This is a genomic window from Krasilnikovia sp. MM14-A1259, assembly GCF_047159535.1.
In the GTDB taxonomy this organism is placed as follows: domain Bacteria; phylum Actinomycetota; class Actinomycetes; order Mycobacteriales; family Micromonosporaceae; genus Actinoplanes.
The window spans coordinates 7197636-7212166 of sequence record NZ_BAAGAJ010000002.1 but is presented as its reverse complement, the minus strand read 5'-3'; the positions used below and the strand labels follow the sequence as shown (position 1 = coordinate 7212166).

15 protein-coding genes are annotated in these 14531 nt (G+C 71.6%); 6 read left to right on the top strand and 9 right to left on the bottom strand.

Going from position 1 to position 14531, the window contains the following annotated elements; all coding sequences use genetic code 11:
• Positions 1 to 217: 217 nt before the first annotated feature.
• Positions 218 to 868 (bottom strand): HAD family hydrolase, encoded by a 651-nt coding sequence (locus ACMCNK_RS32790; protein WP_412740197.1) that lies wholly within the window; start codon positions 866 to 868, stop codon positions 218 to 220.
• Between the two features lie 185 nt (positions 869 to 1053).
• Between ACMCNK_RS32790 and ACMCNK_RS32785 the strand changes: the two genes are divergently transcribed.
• The 5 genes from ACMCNK_RS32785 (at position 1054) to ACMCNK_RS32765 (ending at position 4736) form a co-directional block, all read left to right on the top strand.
• Positions 1054 to 1638, top strand: coding sequence for a TetR/AcrR family transcriptional regulator (locus ACMCNK_RS32785; protein ID WP_412740196.1), 585 nt, complete (start codon positions 1054 to 1056; stop codon positions 1636 to 1638).
• A gap of 75 nt (positions 1639 to 1713) precedes the next feature.
• Entirely contained in the window at positions 1714 to 2673 is a 960-nt protein-coding gene (locus tag ACMCNK_RS32780) for a TIGR04222 domain-containing membrane protein (protein WP_412740195.1), read from the top strand.
• Entirely contained in the window at positions 2670 to 3497 is an 828-nt protein-coding gene (locus tag ACMCNK_RS32775; protein WP_412741063.1) for a DUF692 domain-containing protein, read from the top strand. The genes ACMCNK_RS32780 and ACMCNK_RS32775 overlap by 4 nt, the downstream gene beginning before the upstream one ends.
• The gene (locus tag ACMCNK_RS32770) at positions 3494 to 3952 is read left to right on the top strand and encodes a hypothetical protein (protein WP_412740194.1); all 459 of its coding nucleotides are present in this window, start codon (positions 3494 to 3496) and stop codon (positions 3950 to 3952) included. Before ACMCNK_RS32775 ends, ACMCNK_RS32770 begins: the two co-directional genes overlap by 4 nt.
• 22 nt (positions 3953 to 3974) lie before the next feature.
• Positions 3975 to 4736, top strand: coding sequence for an SDR family oxidoreductase (locus tag ACMCNK_RS32765; RefSeq protein WP_412740193.1), 762 nt, complete (start codon positions 3975 to 3977; stop codon positions 4734 to 4736).
• A 7-nt stretch (positions 4737 to 4743) separates the two neighbouring features.
• On the opposite strand, the gene ACMCNK_RS32760 is transcribed toward ACMCNK_RS32765, so the two are convergent.
• From ACMCNK_RS32760 to ACMCNK_RS32745, 4 genes are all read right to left on the bottom strand, one after another.
• A complete protein-coding gene (locus ACMCNK_RS32760) occupies positions 4744 to 6699 on the bottom strand; it encodes an ABC transporter ATP-binding protein (RefSeq protein WP_412740192.1) in 1956 nt (651 codons plus the stop codon).
• A 118-nt stretch (positions 6700 to 6817) separates the two neighbouring features.
• The gene (locus ACMCNK_RS32755) at positions 6818 to 7603 is read right to left on the bottom strand and encodes an enoyl-CoA hydratase/isomerase family protein (RefSeq protein ID WP_412740191.1); all 786 of its coding nucleotides are present in this window, start codon (positions 7601 to 7603) and stop codon (positions 6818 to 6820) included.
• Positions 7600 to 7827 (bottom strand): helix-turn-helix domain-containing protein, encoded by a 228-nt coding sequence (locus ACMCNK_RS32750; protein WP_015620263.1) that lies wholly within the window; start codon positions 7825 to 7827, stop codon positions 7600 to 7602. Before ACMCNK_RS32750 ends, ACMCNK_RS32755 begins: the two co-directional genes overlap by 4 nt.
• Before the next feature lie 449 nt (positions 7828 to 8276).
• A complete protein-coding gene (locus tag ACMCNK_RS32745) occupies positions 8277 to 9881 on the bottom strand; it encodes an ABC-F family ATP-binding cassette domain-containing protein (RefSeq protein ID WP_412740190.1) in 1605 nt (534 codons plus the stop codon).
• A gap of 215 nt (positions 9882 to 10096) precedes the next feature.
• On the opposite strand from ACMCNK_RS32745, the gene ACMCNK_RS32740 reads away from it, so the two are divergent.
• Positions 10097 to 11026 (top strand): neutral zinc metallopeptidase, encoded by a 930-nt coding sequence (locus ACMCNK_RS32740; RefSeq protein WP_412740189.1) that lies wholly within the window; start codon positions 10097 to 10099, stop codon positions 11024 to 11026.
• Between the two features lie 95 nt (positions 11027 to 11121).
• On the opposite strand, the gene ACMCNK_RS32735 is transcribed toward ACMCNK_RS32740, so the two are convergent.
• The 4 genes from ACMCNK_RS32735 to ACMCNK_RS32720 form a co-directional block, all read right to left on the bottom strand.
• Positions 11122 to 11988: a hypothetical protein gene (locus tag ACMCNK_RS32735; protein WP_412740188.1), complete on the bottom strand. Its 867-nt coding sequence runs from the start codon at positions 11986 to 11988 to the stop codon at positions 11122 to 11124.
• 78 nt (positions 11989 to 12066) lie between these two features.
• Positions 12067 to 13203, bottom strand: a complete 1137-nt coding sequence (locus ACMCNK_RS32730) for a hypothetical protein (RefSeq protein WP_412740187.1) — start codon at positions 13201 to 13203, stop codon at positions 12067 to 12069.
• Complete coding sequence (locus tag ACMCNK_RS32725) at positions 13200 to 13541, bottom strand: hypothetical protein (RefSeq protein ID WP_412740186.1); 342 nt, start codon at positions 13539 to 13541, stop codon at positions 13200 to 13202. The genes ACMCNK_RS32730 and ACMCNK_RS32725 overlap by 4 nt, the downstream gene beginning before the upstream one ends.
• Before the next feature lie 328 nt (positions 13542 to 13869).
• The gene (locus tag ACMCNK_RS32720; protein WP_412740185.1) at positions 13870 to 14508 is read right to left on the bottom strand and encodes an acVLRF1 family peptidyl-tRNA hydrolase; all 639 of its coding nucleotides are present in this window, start codon (positions 14506 to 14508) and stop codon (positions 13870 to 13872) included.
• Positions 14509 to 14531: the final 23 nt, after the last annotated feature.

Below are 14531 nucleotides of genomic sequence, written 5' to 3'. Positions count from 1 at the left end.
CAAATGGCGGGATCAGGCGCAGGGCAAAGACGGCCATGGTCGCCACCCCCTTCTCTCTCGGACCGGCTGCACCGGTCGGGGTCGCCCGGACCGGAATCAACCGGCCGGCGCGGGTACGCGCAGGACTCTGCCCGGCGCGGCCGGGGTGCGCAATCGAATTTCCGTCAGCGGACGGTTCCCCTCAGCGGGCGGTTCCCATTCAGCCGGCGGTTCCCAATCAGCGGGCGGTGGCCATGATGGCCGACAGGCCCTGGATGACGTTGCCGACGACCCGGGTGGGCGCGAACCGCTGATCCACCCAGTCCCGGCCGCGATGCAGCCACACGCTGGGCAGGCCCATGGCGGCGGCCCCGCCGATGTCGGCCTCGGGGCTGTCACCGACCACCCAGGCGCCGCCGAGGCGCATCCGGACCCGCTGGGCGGCCAGCGCGAAGATCCGCGGGTTCGGCTTGCTGACGCCTTCCTGCCCGGAGATCACCCAATCGGCGACATACCGGTCCAGGCCGGTGCTGCGGATCCGGCTCTCCTGCAGTTCGTGCGGGCCGTTGGTCACCACGACCGGGACGAATCCGGCATCGCCCGCGATCTGCAGGGCGCACGCGACCAGTGGGTCCAGCCGTTCATGGGTGAGCGGGCCCTCGTGCAGCTCCTCCAGCAGGTCGATCGAGGGGGTACGCAGGTGGTAGCGGTCGCGGATCAGGTCGGCGAGGTCCCACCGCGAGGTGAGCCCATCGGCATCCATCGAGATCAGCCACTCGAGGTCGTCCTGGGGAGCGGCGATCTCGTCGAGGAAACCCTTCGCCCAGAGCCGGAACGCACCACTGCGATCGAGCAGGGTGTCGTCCAAGGCGAGGAAGACGAGAGGCACGCGGGCACTTTACGTGAGTGGTTGCGGGACGAACAGCCCGCAACTGTCAACATGCCCTAACCAGCCCGGCTGAATCCGCCTCATCCGACCAGGGCGCACACCCGGTCCGTCCGGACCCGGCCGCGGTGTGGCAAGCCGTACGTACGGATTGCAAGGCACCGAGCGCTCATGACACGATCAATGACGTGCCCAGGGTTAGCCAGGACCAGCTCGACGCCCGCCGCCACGAGATCCTCGCCGCGGCCCGCGGCTGCTTCGCGCGCTACGGCTACGAAGGGGCCACGGTGCGCCGCCTGGAAGACGCCACCGGCCTGTCCCGGGGCGCCATCTTCCACCACTTCCGGGACAAGGACTCCCTGTTCCTCGCGGTCGCCGAGGACGACGCCGCCACGATGGTCGAGACGGTCACCCGCAACGGCCTCGTCCAGGTGATGCGCGACCTGCTCGGCCGGGCGGGCGCCTCGGCCGGCGACGGCGACACCGCCGGATGGCTCGGCACCCAGCTGGAGGTGTCCCGCCGGCTGCGCACCGACCCCGCGTTCGCCAAGCGCTGGGCCGAGCGGTCCAACGCGATCGCGACCGCCACCCGCGAGCGCCTGCAGCGCCAGCGCGACGCCGGGGTGCTGCGCGACGACGTGCCGGTCGAGGTGCTCACCCAGTTCCTGGAGCTGGCGTACGACGGGATGGTGCTGCACCTCGCGACCGGGCGTCCCCCGGGTGAGCTCAGCCGGGTTCTCGACCTGGTCGAGGAGGCCGTCCGGCGGGTGTGACCGTACCGTTGCGCGGGCCTGCACAATGAGGCCCAGAGCCCGGTTCACGGGCCAGTTCACACGGGAGGTCCGCACATGACGCTCGCCGCGACCGGCGCCACCTGGGGCATCCCCGGCCCGACCTTCCTGCTCTACTACATCGCCGCGGCGTTGGTGCTGACCATCGCGGCGATCGTGCACCGCCGTGCCCTGTTCGCCGGGCGCGCCGACGCCGCCGTCGACCGGCTCGGCCCGCAACAGGTCGCGTACCTGGGCGGCGGGCCGCGGCTCGCGCTCTACTCGGCGCTGGGCGGGCTGCGCGCCGCCGGTGCCATCGGCAGCGGGCCCGACCGTACGCTCGTGCAGACCGGCCCGCTGCCCGGCGGGGTGACCCCGCTCGACACCGCGGTCTACAACGCGGCCGGACAGCGCATCCGCGCCCGCGACGCCATCTCGGAGCAGTGGGTGTCCACCGCGCTCACCCAGCTCGGTGACGGCCTGGAGGCCACCGGGCTGGCCACCACGACGGCGCAGCGCCGCGCCGGCCGCCTGTGGGCCCTGGCCGCGCTGGCGCTGCTGGTGCTCGGCGTCGCCCGGCTCGCCGCGGGTCTGGCCGGTGGCAAGGCAGTCGGCTTCCTGGTGCCGCTGCTGTTCGTGGTCGCCTTCACCGCCTTCCGGCTCTCCCGGGTGCCCCGGCAGACCCGCGCCGCCACCCGCGGCCTGGCCGCGCTGCGCGTCAGCCACCAGTACCTGGCCCCGCGCGAGTCGCCGTCGTTCGCCACGTACGGCGCGACCGGGGCCGCGATGGGCGTCGCCCTGTTCGGGGCGGCGTCGCTGTACACGATGGACCCGGCGTTCGCCGCCGACGCCGAGATCCGGCGGCGCGCCGCCGACAGCGGGTGGGCCGGCACCACGGGCAGCTCCTGCGCCAGCAGCAGCAGCTCGTGCGGTTCGACGAGCTCGTGCTCCTCCAGCAGCAGCTCGTGCTCGTCCAGCAGCAGTTCGTGCGGCGGGGGCAGCTCGTGCGGCGGCGGTGGCGGCGGGTGCGGCGGATGACCGGTCCGGAGACCGCGTACGGGGTCGGCATCGGCTGGCGTCCCGAGATCGCCGGGTTCGTCGCCGAGCTGCCCGGCCTGCGCTTCGCCGAGGTGGTCGCCGAGTCCGTGCCCGCCCACGGCGACCTGCCCACCGGACTGGCCCGGCTCCGCGACCGCGGCACCGCCGTGGTGCCGCACGGGGTCAAGCTGTCGCTCGGCGGCGCCGAACCGGTCGAACCGGCCCGGGTCGCCCACCTGGCCACGGTCGCCGACCGGCTGGGCGCACCGCTGGCCAGCGAGCACATCGCGTTCGTCCGGGCGGGCGGCGTCGAGGCCGGGCACCTGCTGCCGGTCCCGCGCAGCCGCGAAGCGGTCGACGCCGTGGTGGCCAACGTCCGGCGCACCCAGGCCGAGCTGGGAGTGCCACTGGCCCTGGAACCGATCGCCGCGCTGTTCGACTGGCCCGACGACGAGCTCGACGAGGCCGCGTTCCTCACCGAGATCCTGGACCGGAGCGGGGCGCTGCTGCTGCTCGACGTGGCGAACGTGTACGCCAACGCCCGTAACCGGGGCACCGACCCGCTGGCCCTGCTCGACGCGCTGCCACTGGAACGCGTCGCGTACGTGCATGTGGCCGGCGGCGCCGAGCACGACGGCATCTACCACGACACCCACGCCGATGCCGTGCCACAGCCGGTGCTGGACCTGGTGGCCGCGCTGTGCACCCGGCACCGCCCGCCCGCGCTGCTGCTGGAACGCGACGGCGCGTACCCGAGCGCCGACAGCCTGCGTGCTGAGCTCGACGCGATCGCCGCCGCCTCCGGCTACCCGGAGATCACATGAGCGGGCGGGGACTGGCCGAACGCCAGGCCGAACTCGTCGCGGCGCTGACCGGCGGGGTGGCCGTACCGGCGGGCTTCGACGCCCGGCTGGTCGAGGCCGCGCGTGTCGCACTGCTGAGAAAGCGCGCCGGTGAGGTCGCGCGGCAATGGCCGCTGCTGGCGGCCGCGCTGGGCGAGCGGTGGCCGCACGAGTTCGCCCGGTGGGCCGCGGCGCGGCCCACCCAGGGATCGCTGCGCGACGGCTGGGACCTGGCGCGCGAGCTCGTGGAGCAGGGCGCGCTGCCGGCCGCGGCCGGCGAAGAGCTGGCCACCCGGGAGGCCGTGTTCACCTACGACGGTCGGTCGGCGCCGCGGGCCCGCCGGGTGCCCGCGCTGCGGCGCGCCGCCGGCTCCGCGGTGGTGCAGGTCTTCGGCCGGGTACGCGCCCTGGGCCGCCCGGCGCACCGCCGGGCCTGAGGACAGTGGCAGGATCCTGACCATGGATCTGGGTCTCGCCGATCGTGTCTACGTCCTCACCGGCGCCTCCCGCGGCCTCGGCTTCGCCACCGCCCGGGCGCTGGTCGCCGACGGCGCGAAGGTCGTCGTGTCGGCCCGCGACGCCGCCCGCGTGGACGCGGCCGTCGCCCAGCTCGGGGGCGCCTCCGCAGCGACCGGTGTGGCCGCCGACCTCACCGACCCGGCGACGCCGCAACGGCTGGTCGACACCGCGACCGAGACGTTCGGCCGGTTCGACGGTGCGCTGATCTCCGTCGGCGGGCCCACCCGTGGCACCGCGGCGCAGATGACCGACGAGCAGTGGCGCACCGCGTTCGAGACCGTCTTCCTCGGCACGGTCCGGGCCGCACGCACGTTCGCGACCGCGCTGACAGCCGGTGGCGCGATCGGGCTGGTGCTGTCCACGTCGGTCCACTCCCCCATTCCCGGGCTGGGCCTGTCCAACGGCCTGCGCCCGGGCCTGGCCGGGGCTGCCAAGGACATGGCCGACGAGTACGGGCCCTCCGGCGTCCGCGTGGTCAGCCTGCTGCCGGGCCGGCTGCTCACCGACCGCAACCTCGAACTGTTCGACGCCAGCGGTGACCCGGCGGCCGCGCGGGCGCAGGCCGAAGCCGCCATCCCGCTCGGCCGCCTGGGCGAGGCGGCCGAGTTCGGCCGGGTGGCGGCGTTCGTGCTGTCCCCCGCGGCCGGCTACCTCACCGGCCTGACGATCCCCGTGGACGGCGGCGCCCTGCGCACGCTGTGAGCACCGGTCAGGGTTCGAGCGGAGTGGCGGGCACCGCGACGATGACCGGTTCCACGTCCTCGGCGTACGGCGGCGCCGGGCTGTCCGCCACCGCGAACTGTGTCCGGTACAGCTCCGCATACAGGCCGCCCGCCGCGACCAGGTCGGTGTGGCGGCCCCGCTCGACGATCCGGCCCTGGTCGAGCACGAGAATCTGGTCGGCGTCGCGGACCGTGGACAGGCGGTGCGCGATGACCAGCGCCGTACGCCCCTCCAGCGCCTTCGTCAGCGCCCGCTGCACCGCGGCCTCGGACTCGCTGTCCAGGTGGGCGGTGGCCTCGTCGAGGATGACGATCGACGGGTGCTTGAGCAGCAGCCGGGCGATGGCGATGCGTTGCTTCTCGCCACCGGAGAATCGGTAGCCGCGCTCGCCGACCACGGTGTCCAGCCCGTCGGGCAGCCCCTGGACCAGGTCGGCGACCTGGGCGCCGCGTAGCGCCTCCCACATCTCGTCCTCGGTGGCGTCGGGGCGGGCGTAGCGCAGATTCTCCGCGATGGTCTCGTGGAACAGGTGCGAGTCCTGGGTGACCACGCCGATGGTGTCGCGCAACGACTCCAGCGTGGCGTCCTGCACGTCGACGCCGCCGACCAGCACCGCCCCCGCGGTGACGTCGTAGACGCGGGAGACCAGCATCGAGGTGGTGGACTTGCCGGCGCCGGACGGGCCGACCAGCGCCACCATCTGGCCCGGCTCGACCGTGAAGTCGACCCCGCGCAGGACCGGCGCGGTCTCGGTGCGGTCGAGCGCGGCCACATCCTCCAGGGAGGCGAGGGAAACCTCGCCCGCGCTGGGGTAGCGGAAGTGAACGTCGCGGAACTCCACCCGGCCCGCGCCGGGCGGGATCGCCGTCGCGCCGGGCTTCTCCTCGATGCCGGGGCGCAGGTCGAGCACCTCGAACACCCGGTCGAACGACACCAGCGCGCTCATCACGTCGACCCGGACGTTGCTCAGTGCGGTGAGCGGGCCGTACAGCCGGGTGAGCAGCAGCGCCAGCGTCACCACGGTGCCCGCGGTGACGCTGCCGGTGACCGCCAGCCAGCCACCGAGCCCGTACGTCAGCGCCTGGGCCAGCGAGGCGACCAGCAGCATCGCGACGAAGAACGTGCGCGAGAACATCGCCTGCTGCACCCCGATGTCGCGGACCCGGGCGGCCCGCTCGCCGAACCGGGCCGCCTCGGTGTCGGGACGGCCGAACAGCTTGACCAGCAGGGCACCGGAGACGTTGAACCGCTCCGTCATCGTCGCGTTCATCTTCGCGTCGAGGTTGTACGACTCGCGGGTGATCTCGGCGAGTCGCTTGCCGACCCGGCGGGCCGGGACGATGAACATCGGCAGCAGCAGCAACGACAGCACCGTGATCTGCCAGGACAGCGTGAACATGACCGCGGCGGTGAGCACGAGCTGGATGACGTTGCTGACCACCCCGGACAGCGTGGAGGTGAAGGCTCGCTGAGCCCCCATCACGTCGTTGTTGAGCCGGCTCACCAGCGCACCGGTCTGGGTGCGGGTGAAGAACTGCAGCGGCATGCGCTGGACGTGGTCGTACACCTGGGTGCGCAGGTCGAGGATGATGCCCTCGCCGATGCGCGCCGAATACCACCGCTGGGCCAGCGACAGGAACGCGTCCACGACCGCCAGCACCGCGATCGCGAGCGCGAGCTGGACGACGACCGTGGTGGCCCCCGGCCCGCCCGCGGTGATCGCGTTGACGACGTGGCCGGCGAGGACCGGAGTCGCCACCCCGATCCCCGCGGCGAACACCACGGTGACCAGGAAGACCAGGATGTCGCGGCGATACGGCCGCGCGAACGTCAGGATGCGCCGCGTCGTACCGCGGCTGAGGCTGTGCTGGGCGACCCGGTCCGAGTTCTGGATCGAGCGCAGCATCCCCCAGCTGGAACCACCGGACATGCCCGGGCCCATGCGTCACCTCCGGGGTGTGGACGACTGCAGGACAAGTGTGCCCGCAGGGTCTGACAACCCCGAAGGTAACGCCCGTATTCCGGAATGCGCCTTACAGTTCGGTCGCGGTGGGGAGGGCTTACTCGCCCGCGCCTGCCAGCTCCCGCAACCGCCGGGTCTGCGCCTCCCGCTCGGCGCGGTCCTGCTCGTCGTACGAGCGGTCAGCCGCCCCCGCGAGCAGCGCCTTGATCTCGGCGACCGCGCCGCCGTCGGCGGACAGCACCGCCGCGGTCAGATCGGCCACCGCACCGTCGAGCTCGGCCGCCGGCACCACCGCCGTGGCCAGGCCGAGCCGGGCGGCCTCATCCGCCGCGATCCGGCGCCCGGTCACGCAGATCTCCAATGCCCGCCCGTAGCCGACCAGCTCGGTGAGCCGCTTCGTGCCGCCCAGGTCCGGAACGAGCCCGAGCGTCACCTCGGCCATGGAGAAACGGGCATCGTCGGCGAGGATGCGCAGGTCGCAATTGAGCGCCAGCTGGAATCCCGCTCCGATGGCGTGCCCGTGCACCGCCGCGATCGTCAACAGCGACGGACGCCGCAGCCACGTGAACGCCGCCTGGAAGCCCGCGATCCGCGCGGCACACTCCTCCGGCGACAGTCGGGCCAGTTGTGCCGGAGAAGCATCGCCGGAACCCCGCGCGACCGACAGATCGAGACCGGCGGAAAAGGCGCGCCCTTCCCCACGGACAATGACGACCCGCACGTCGCCCGGCAATTTCCGGGAAATGCTTTCCAGCTCGGACCACATGGCCGGGGTCTGCGCATTGAGCACGTCGGGGCGGCACAACGTCACCGTTGCCACCGGCCCCGCCTGCTCCCAGCGGACGCCCGCGTCGTCAGCGCCGTCAGCGCTGCCGGACGTCACGCCTTCTTACGACGCCGGGCGCCGCCACGCTGGCGCAGTTGCACACCCGACTCGGTAAGCACTCGGTGCACGAAACCGTACGACCGTCCGGTCGAAGCGGCCAGCGCGCGAATGCTCTCGCCGGAGGTGTAACGCTTGACCAGATCCTTGGCGAGCGTCTGGCGCTCGCTACCGACGATTCGGCGACCCTTCTCAGTGCTGGTGGCTGTGCCGGTGGCTGCCATGTTGAATCCTCACGTCCCAGACTGTGCGGTTCGATACGGTCCCACCTATTAGACCGCCTCGGACGATCATGCGCTAGGTATCCGGCGACAGCCAACGTGCCCATTTACCACTGTCAGGAACCCGACGGTGACCAAGCGCATCGATGCCCACGGCGCGGCGCGGCACCACGACCCGAGCCGCCCAGGTCAGCGCCGCGCCGCGGGAGGCAGCCCGGGCCACGCTCGGCACACCGTCGATCACCTGCGGATATGACCATGCGCGGCGACGCATCGAAGCTCACGCAAAGTCCCCAGATGCTCACCGTACGGCGTCGGCCGCGCGGGCTCCGCCGGACGCGCCGCCCGGGCGGGACGCGCGGGCCGCACCGGAGCCGCAGCCGCATCGTGCAGATGTCGCACATGCTGTGTGGGCACCGGTTGACAACCGACGATGTCGGTGACCCGGCGGCTCAGGCGAGCTCCACCAGCTCCAGCAACTCGTCGCTCCAGGCGTCCTCGTCACCGTCGGGCAGCAGGATCGCGCGGTCCGGCTTCAGCGCCACGACCGCACCCGGATCGTGCGTGACCAGCACGATCGCGCCCGGGTAGTTGGCGATCGCGTCCAACACCTGCTCCCGGCTCACCGGGTCGAGGTTGTTGGTCGGCTCGTCGAGCAGCAGCACGTTCGCCCCGGAACAGACCAGCGTCGCCAGCGCCAGCCGGGTCTTCTCGCCGCCGGAGAGCACCCCGGCCGGCTTGTCGACGTCGTCACCCGAGAAGAGGAACGCCCCCAGGATCTTGCGCAGCTCCGTGTCCGTCTGCTCCGCCGCGGCGCTGCGCATGTGCTCCAGCACCGTACGGTCGATGTCGAGCGTCTCGTGCTCCTGGGCGTAGTAGCCCAGGCGCAGGCCGTGCCCGGGCCGTACCTCGCCGGTGTCCGGTTGCAGCAGGCCGCCCAGAATGCGCAGCAGCGTGGTCTTGCCGGCACCGTTGAGCCCGAGGATCGCCACCCGCGAGCCGCGGTCCACCGCCACCCCGACGTCCGTGAAGATCTCCAGCGAGCCGTACGACTTGGACAGCTCCGACGCGGTCAACGGCACCTTGCCGCAGGGCGCCGGCGTGGGGAAGCGCACCTTCACCACCCGGTCCGAGGTACGGGCTTCCTCCAGGCCACCCAGCAGCCGCTCGGCCCGCCGCGCCATGTTCTGCGCGGCCACCGTCTTGGTCGCCTTCGCGCGCATCTTGTCCGCCTGGGCCATCAGCGCCCCGGCCTTCTTCTCCGCGTTCGCGCGCTCCCGCCTGCGCCGCCGCTCGTCGGTCTCCCGCTGCTCCAGGTACGTCTTCCAGCCCACGTTGTAGATGTCGACGACCGAACGGTTCGCGTCCAGATACCAGACCTTGTTGACCGCCGCCTCCAGCAGCGAAACGTCGTGGCTGATCACCACGAGGCCACCCTTGTGCTGGGCCATGTATCCGCGCAGCCAGGCGATCGAGTCCGCGTCGAGGTGGTTGGTCGGCTCGTCGAGCAGCAGGATGCCCTTGCCGCCCTGGGCGGCGTCGCGGAACAGGATGCGGGCCAGCTCGATGCGGCGGCGCTGGCCACCCGACAGGGTGCCGATGGTCTGCGCGAGGACCCGGTCCGGCAGGCCCAGGTTGGCGCAGATCCGGGCCGCCTCCGCCTCGGCCGCGTACCCGCCGAGGCTGGCGAACTGGTCCTCCAGCGCGCCGTAGCGGCGGACCAGCTTCTCGTCCGCGCTCTCCTCCAGCTGCACTTCCAGCTTCTGCATCTCGGCGAGCAGGGTGTCCAGACCACGGGCGGACAGCACCCGGTCACGGGCCGTCACGTTCAGGTCGCCCGTACGCGGGTCCTGCGGCAGGTAGCCGACCTCGCTGCGCCGCTCCACCGCACCCGCGTACGGCTGTCCCTCGCCCGCCAGCACCTTCAGGGTGGTCGTCTTGCCCGCGCCGTTGCGCCCGACCAGGCCGATCCGGTCACCCGGCTGCACCCGCAGCGTGGTGGGCGACATCAGGATGCGGGCGCCGGCACGCAGTTCGAGTCCGGTGGCGGTGATCATGAGAAGGCGTCTCGCTCTCGCAGGGGTCAGGCTGGCTCAGGGCACACGCAAACGCCGACCGGGTTCGTCCGCGGTCGGCGCGGGGGCGGTCAGCCTTCGCAGAGCAGCACTCGCCCATACTAGCGACCCGGCCGATTCAGCCCCCAGCCGATTGGCGGGCAGGATCAAGGGGTACACGCCGGACACCCGCGGCCGGACGGCTCAGTGAGGATGACATGGAACTCAACGAGAACGCCGAGATCGACACCAGTCAGATCGACGACGTCCGCGACTCGGGCGGAGGCGGCTTCGGCGGCGGTGGCGGCGGCTTCGGCGGCCTGCCGATCGGCGGCGGCGGGCTCACCGGCATCGTCATCTCCGTGGTCGTGGCGCTGGTCACCGGCTACTTCGGCATCAACCACCTGACGGGCGGCGGCTCCCGGCCCTCCGGCGACAACACCCGGCTGCGCCAGGAGTGCGCCCAGTCCGACCGGCTCAAGCAGCTCGACTGCCGCAACGCGCTGTACGTCAACTCGATCCAGAACTACTGGTCCGAGGCGATGCCGCACACGTTCAACAAGAGCTACTGGCCCGCCAAGACCGTGTACTTCTCCCGCGCCGTACGCACCGGATGCGGCAACGCCGATTCGGGCGTCGGCCCGTTCTACTGCCCCGCGGACGACCGGGTGTACATCGACCTCAGCTTCTACCGGGTGCTCTCGGACTCCCTCGGCGCGCCGGGCGAGTTCGCCCAGCCGTACGTGCTCGCCCACGAGTACGGCCACCACATCCAGGATCTGCTCGGCACCGAGGCGCAGATGCGCCGCGCGCAGCAACGCGACCCGAAGAACGCCAACCAGCTCTCCGTGCGGTTGGAACTGCAGGCCGACTGCTACGCGGGGGTGTGGGCGAAGAACGCGACCGGCACCGAGTCCGCCGAAGGCACCAAGATCTTCAAGAGCATCACGGCGCAGGACATCCAGCAGGGCCTGGACACCGCCGGCAAGATCGGCGACGACACGTTGCAGCGGCGCAGCGGCGGCGGCGTCAACCCGGCCGAGTTCACCCACGGTACGAGCGCGCAGCGGCAGCACTGGTTCTCCACCGGATTCCAGACCGGCACCGCCAAGAGCTGCGACACCTTCGGCGCCGCCTCCCTGGGCTGAGGCGCATCTCCGGGATCCTGGTTCGGTCCACAGCAGAACCCCGCAGAGGTAGCCAGGTCGAGCGGGTGGGCACCCCGGTCAGATACCCGTTTCGTTCAGCGCAGCTTCGCCCTCGCGGCACGAGCCGAGCGATGGTCCAGGTGGACGCCGGTCGCCGCGTCGGGCCGCCGGCCCCGAATCGCGTACTCATGCGAAGCCGCCGAGGAGCCCGGCCCGCTCGAGGTCGTCTGCGCCCTGCCGTCGGGGCTGAGGATGACGGAACCGAACCAGCTGTTGGCGACGCGACAGACCAGGTCGGGCAGGAGTTCCCGATCGCTGAGTGCCGGCCACGACGAGAGCAGATGGCGCCACTGCCGTCGGAGCGCTTCCAGCTTCTTCTCCGCCTCGTGGCTGAGCACCTCGGTCACCTGGGCCGGCCAGTCGGGGCCGCGGGTGTCCGGGTTCGGGGCCGCGAGCGTCAGTACCTCCTGCTCGAGCTCGGCGAGGCACAGCAGCAGGTCGACCACGCGGCGGTGGGTGGCTGCCTCGCCGTGGTCGGCGCCGGCGAGGAACTCCACGGCTTCGAAGTCGGCGGTGGCCAGGTTCACCAGCTCCGCACGGTCGGCCACCGGTGCCTGAGGAAGAGCGCGAAGCAGGATGTCCTCGGCCGCCACGAGCGACAGCGTCACCGGGTCCTGTTGATCCGCGACCAGCGGGGGAAGGCTCGCGCCGACACCCTCGAGCTCGCGAAGGATGCCTACGAGGTCATCCTCGGCGTCGGTACGCAGCCGATATTGGATGGGCTGGCCACCGGGACGGCGCTGAGCTCTGGTGCCGTCCCGTTCGACGAAGTGGGTGTCGCGTCCCAGCACGGTCCGGACGGTGTTTTCCTTGACCCCGCTGTAGTGGGCAAGGTCGGCGACGGTGAACTCCCGCAGCGCCAGGATGGCGTTCAGGACGCGATAGCGGATGAGCATGGCCATCGCTCACCTACCTCTTCTGCCTGCCCCGCTCCGCGGGAAGGACGACGCTCGGATGACCACAGCCTCCTCTGCCGTTATTCATTTGTCAAGTGAATCATCAAGGACTTCGTCGATCAGTTGGCCGACATCGTCGGTCTCCAGGTACCGACGGGTCAGAGTCACGAGGGCGGGGTTCACCCTTCCCAAAGTCGCCTTGTACACCCGCCCGACGAAGCACTCGCGTTGCTTGTTGCTGATGGTGGAGGTGTTGAGCCGGATGCTCAGGCGGACGAAGACCGCCTCCGGGTCCGTACGTGCTTCGGGCAGCTTGGCCAACAGCGCCACCATGTTCTGAGCGGCTTGGGCCCCCACGGCACGCTGGGCCCAGGCCCGGCCGTGGGGAGTGCGTTGATGGCGCGCCCGGTGCACCTTCTCGGCCGCCTCCAGCCGGGCGGTGGCCCGGGGCGAGGCCAGCAGGTCGGGCCCCGGCGTGTCGCCACGCCAAGGGTGGTCCAGCATCCGGTGCGCCAGGTACGCCGCGACGTCCATCCAGCCCTCGGCGAAACGGTCGGCCGCGTCCGGCTGGCTACGTCCCGCCTCCCAGGGGCCTTGCAGGACGTGGCAGACACACTCGTGCAGCAACACGTAGGGCAGCGAGAACACTGTCAGCTCGTCCAGCTCACCCGGGTTGATCACCACATCGACGCGAGCCGAGGGCCCTTCCGGCGGATCGTCGAGGTAGGTGGTCGCGGTGAGCTGGATGGGCAGCTCGGCCTGCAGGGGCATGCCCTGGTGCCCGAAGGTCACCGAGACCCGTTTCACGACGTCCTGCGGGACGTCCACGCCGTGCCGGCGGTACAGCTCGGCGGCCGCCCGCATCGCGTCGTCGAAAGCGGCCCACAGAAGGTCCTCGTCGTACCGGCCGGCTTCGGCCAGGACCCGATCGATCTCGTCCAGCAGGGGGATGCATGTCCTTTCGGCATCCGGGTCGGGAAACGAGATGCTTGCCCTGATCTCGGCACCCAGTTGACTCAGGTAGGAACCGAGTGAACCCGCGGGACTGAACTCGACCTGTGCCGCCGTCGAGTGGAGCAGCCGTTCCCTGATCGCGGTCCACAGCAGGCCGTATCCGGCAGCCTCGATCTGCACGTGGTGAAGATCGAGCATCTGGAACACGAGGCTGCGCGCCCAGACGGCCTTCTCCACGTGCGCGGGCAGAGATCGCGCGGCGCTCACGGTTCCGGCGCTCTCTCATCCTGGATGGCGTCCCGGCCGTACCTGCTGCGGATGCGCGGCAGCAGGACCTGCTTCCACAGCGAAACGAGGATCTCGTTGGCGGCCGGGGCGAAGGCAACGATCAGGGCGACGGCCGTGGGGTCGATGCCGGCGCCCCGCACGCTGACCCGGATGGCGCCCGGCCGGTCCGGCGCCGGCACCGCGGACGGGTCGACACCGGCGTCGGCCAGTTCCTTGCGCAGCTCGTCGCTGGCGTCCAGCTCGGCCCAGAAATTGTCGATCTCGCGCTGGACTTCGTCGGCGGTTCGGGTGCCCCGCCCGTACCACAGCTCCGTCATCTCCGCCCCTTTCCCTGGAGCCGCACGTCGACGTGGCGGACCAGAACTGTGGATCTCTGCATCGCGATCTCCAGGCGATCAGTCCGGCAATTGGTATCGAGCTTGACGAATATGGCGAATGGTTACCAAGATCGCAATGAGTGTGAAGCGCATGAAAGTCAACCAGATGATGCGAGGCGGCACCACCGCAAAAACCCGAGAAAACGGGGCCACTGCCCAACTTCCGACACCGTCAGGTTCTTTGGTCCCGGTTACTGCACGAGATGGCAGGACGGCGGGAAATGAATTGGTGACCGCTGGTGGACCTCGTTCCACCAGCGGTCGCTTTCTAAGGCCCCGGATCGCGGACCAGGATCCGCACGGCCCGGGCCGCGGCGATCGCGCCGACCAGGACCGTGCGCCGGGGCTCCGGCACGTCCAGGAAACGGTCCGCGCGCAGCCCCGCCAGCGGCGCCAGCGCGGGCGCGGACAGGACGGCGTCCACGGCCGCGCGGTCGCCGCCGGTGACGAGCGCCGCCATTGCCCGTACCTCGGGCAGCAGCAGGCGCACGACGATGTCGGCGCCGTCCGCCGCGGCCGCGCGGGCCTGGTTGTCGCGGCGGCGTGCGAAACGCTGCTGCGACCACCCACCGGCCGCGGTCCGGCCCTGCACGTAATGCGTCTCGACCTTCGACGCGACCAGCTCGTCGCCGTCGGCGACACCGACCGCGACGGCACCCTTGCGGGCCAGCAGCAGACCCAGCCGGCGCGGCGCGGCCGCCGCCTGCAGCAGCCCGGCGAGGTCGGCGACGGCCGGGGCTCCCGGCGGCGCGGCCAGCTCGGCCGACGCACCGTCCGCCGCCACCACGGTCAGACCGTGTTCCGTGTACGCCCCGTGCCGGGTCGCGAAGTTGTCCAGCCAGCGCGGCACGCGCTCGGGGGCGACATCGACCCAGCGGCCACCGCCGGCGGCCGGACGTGCGCTCATGGCCCGACCTTACCGATGACATG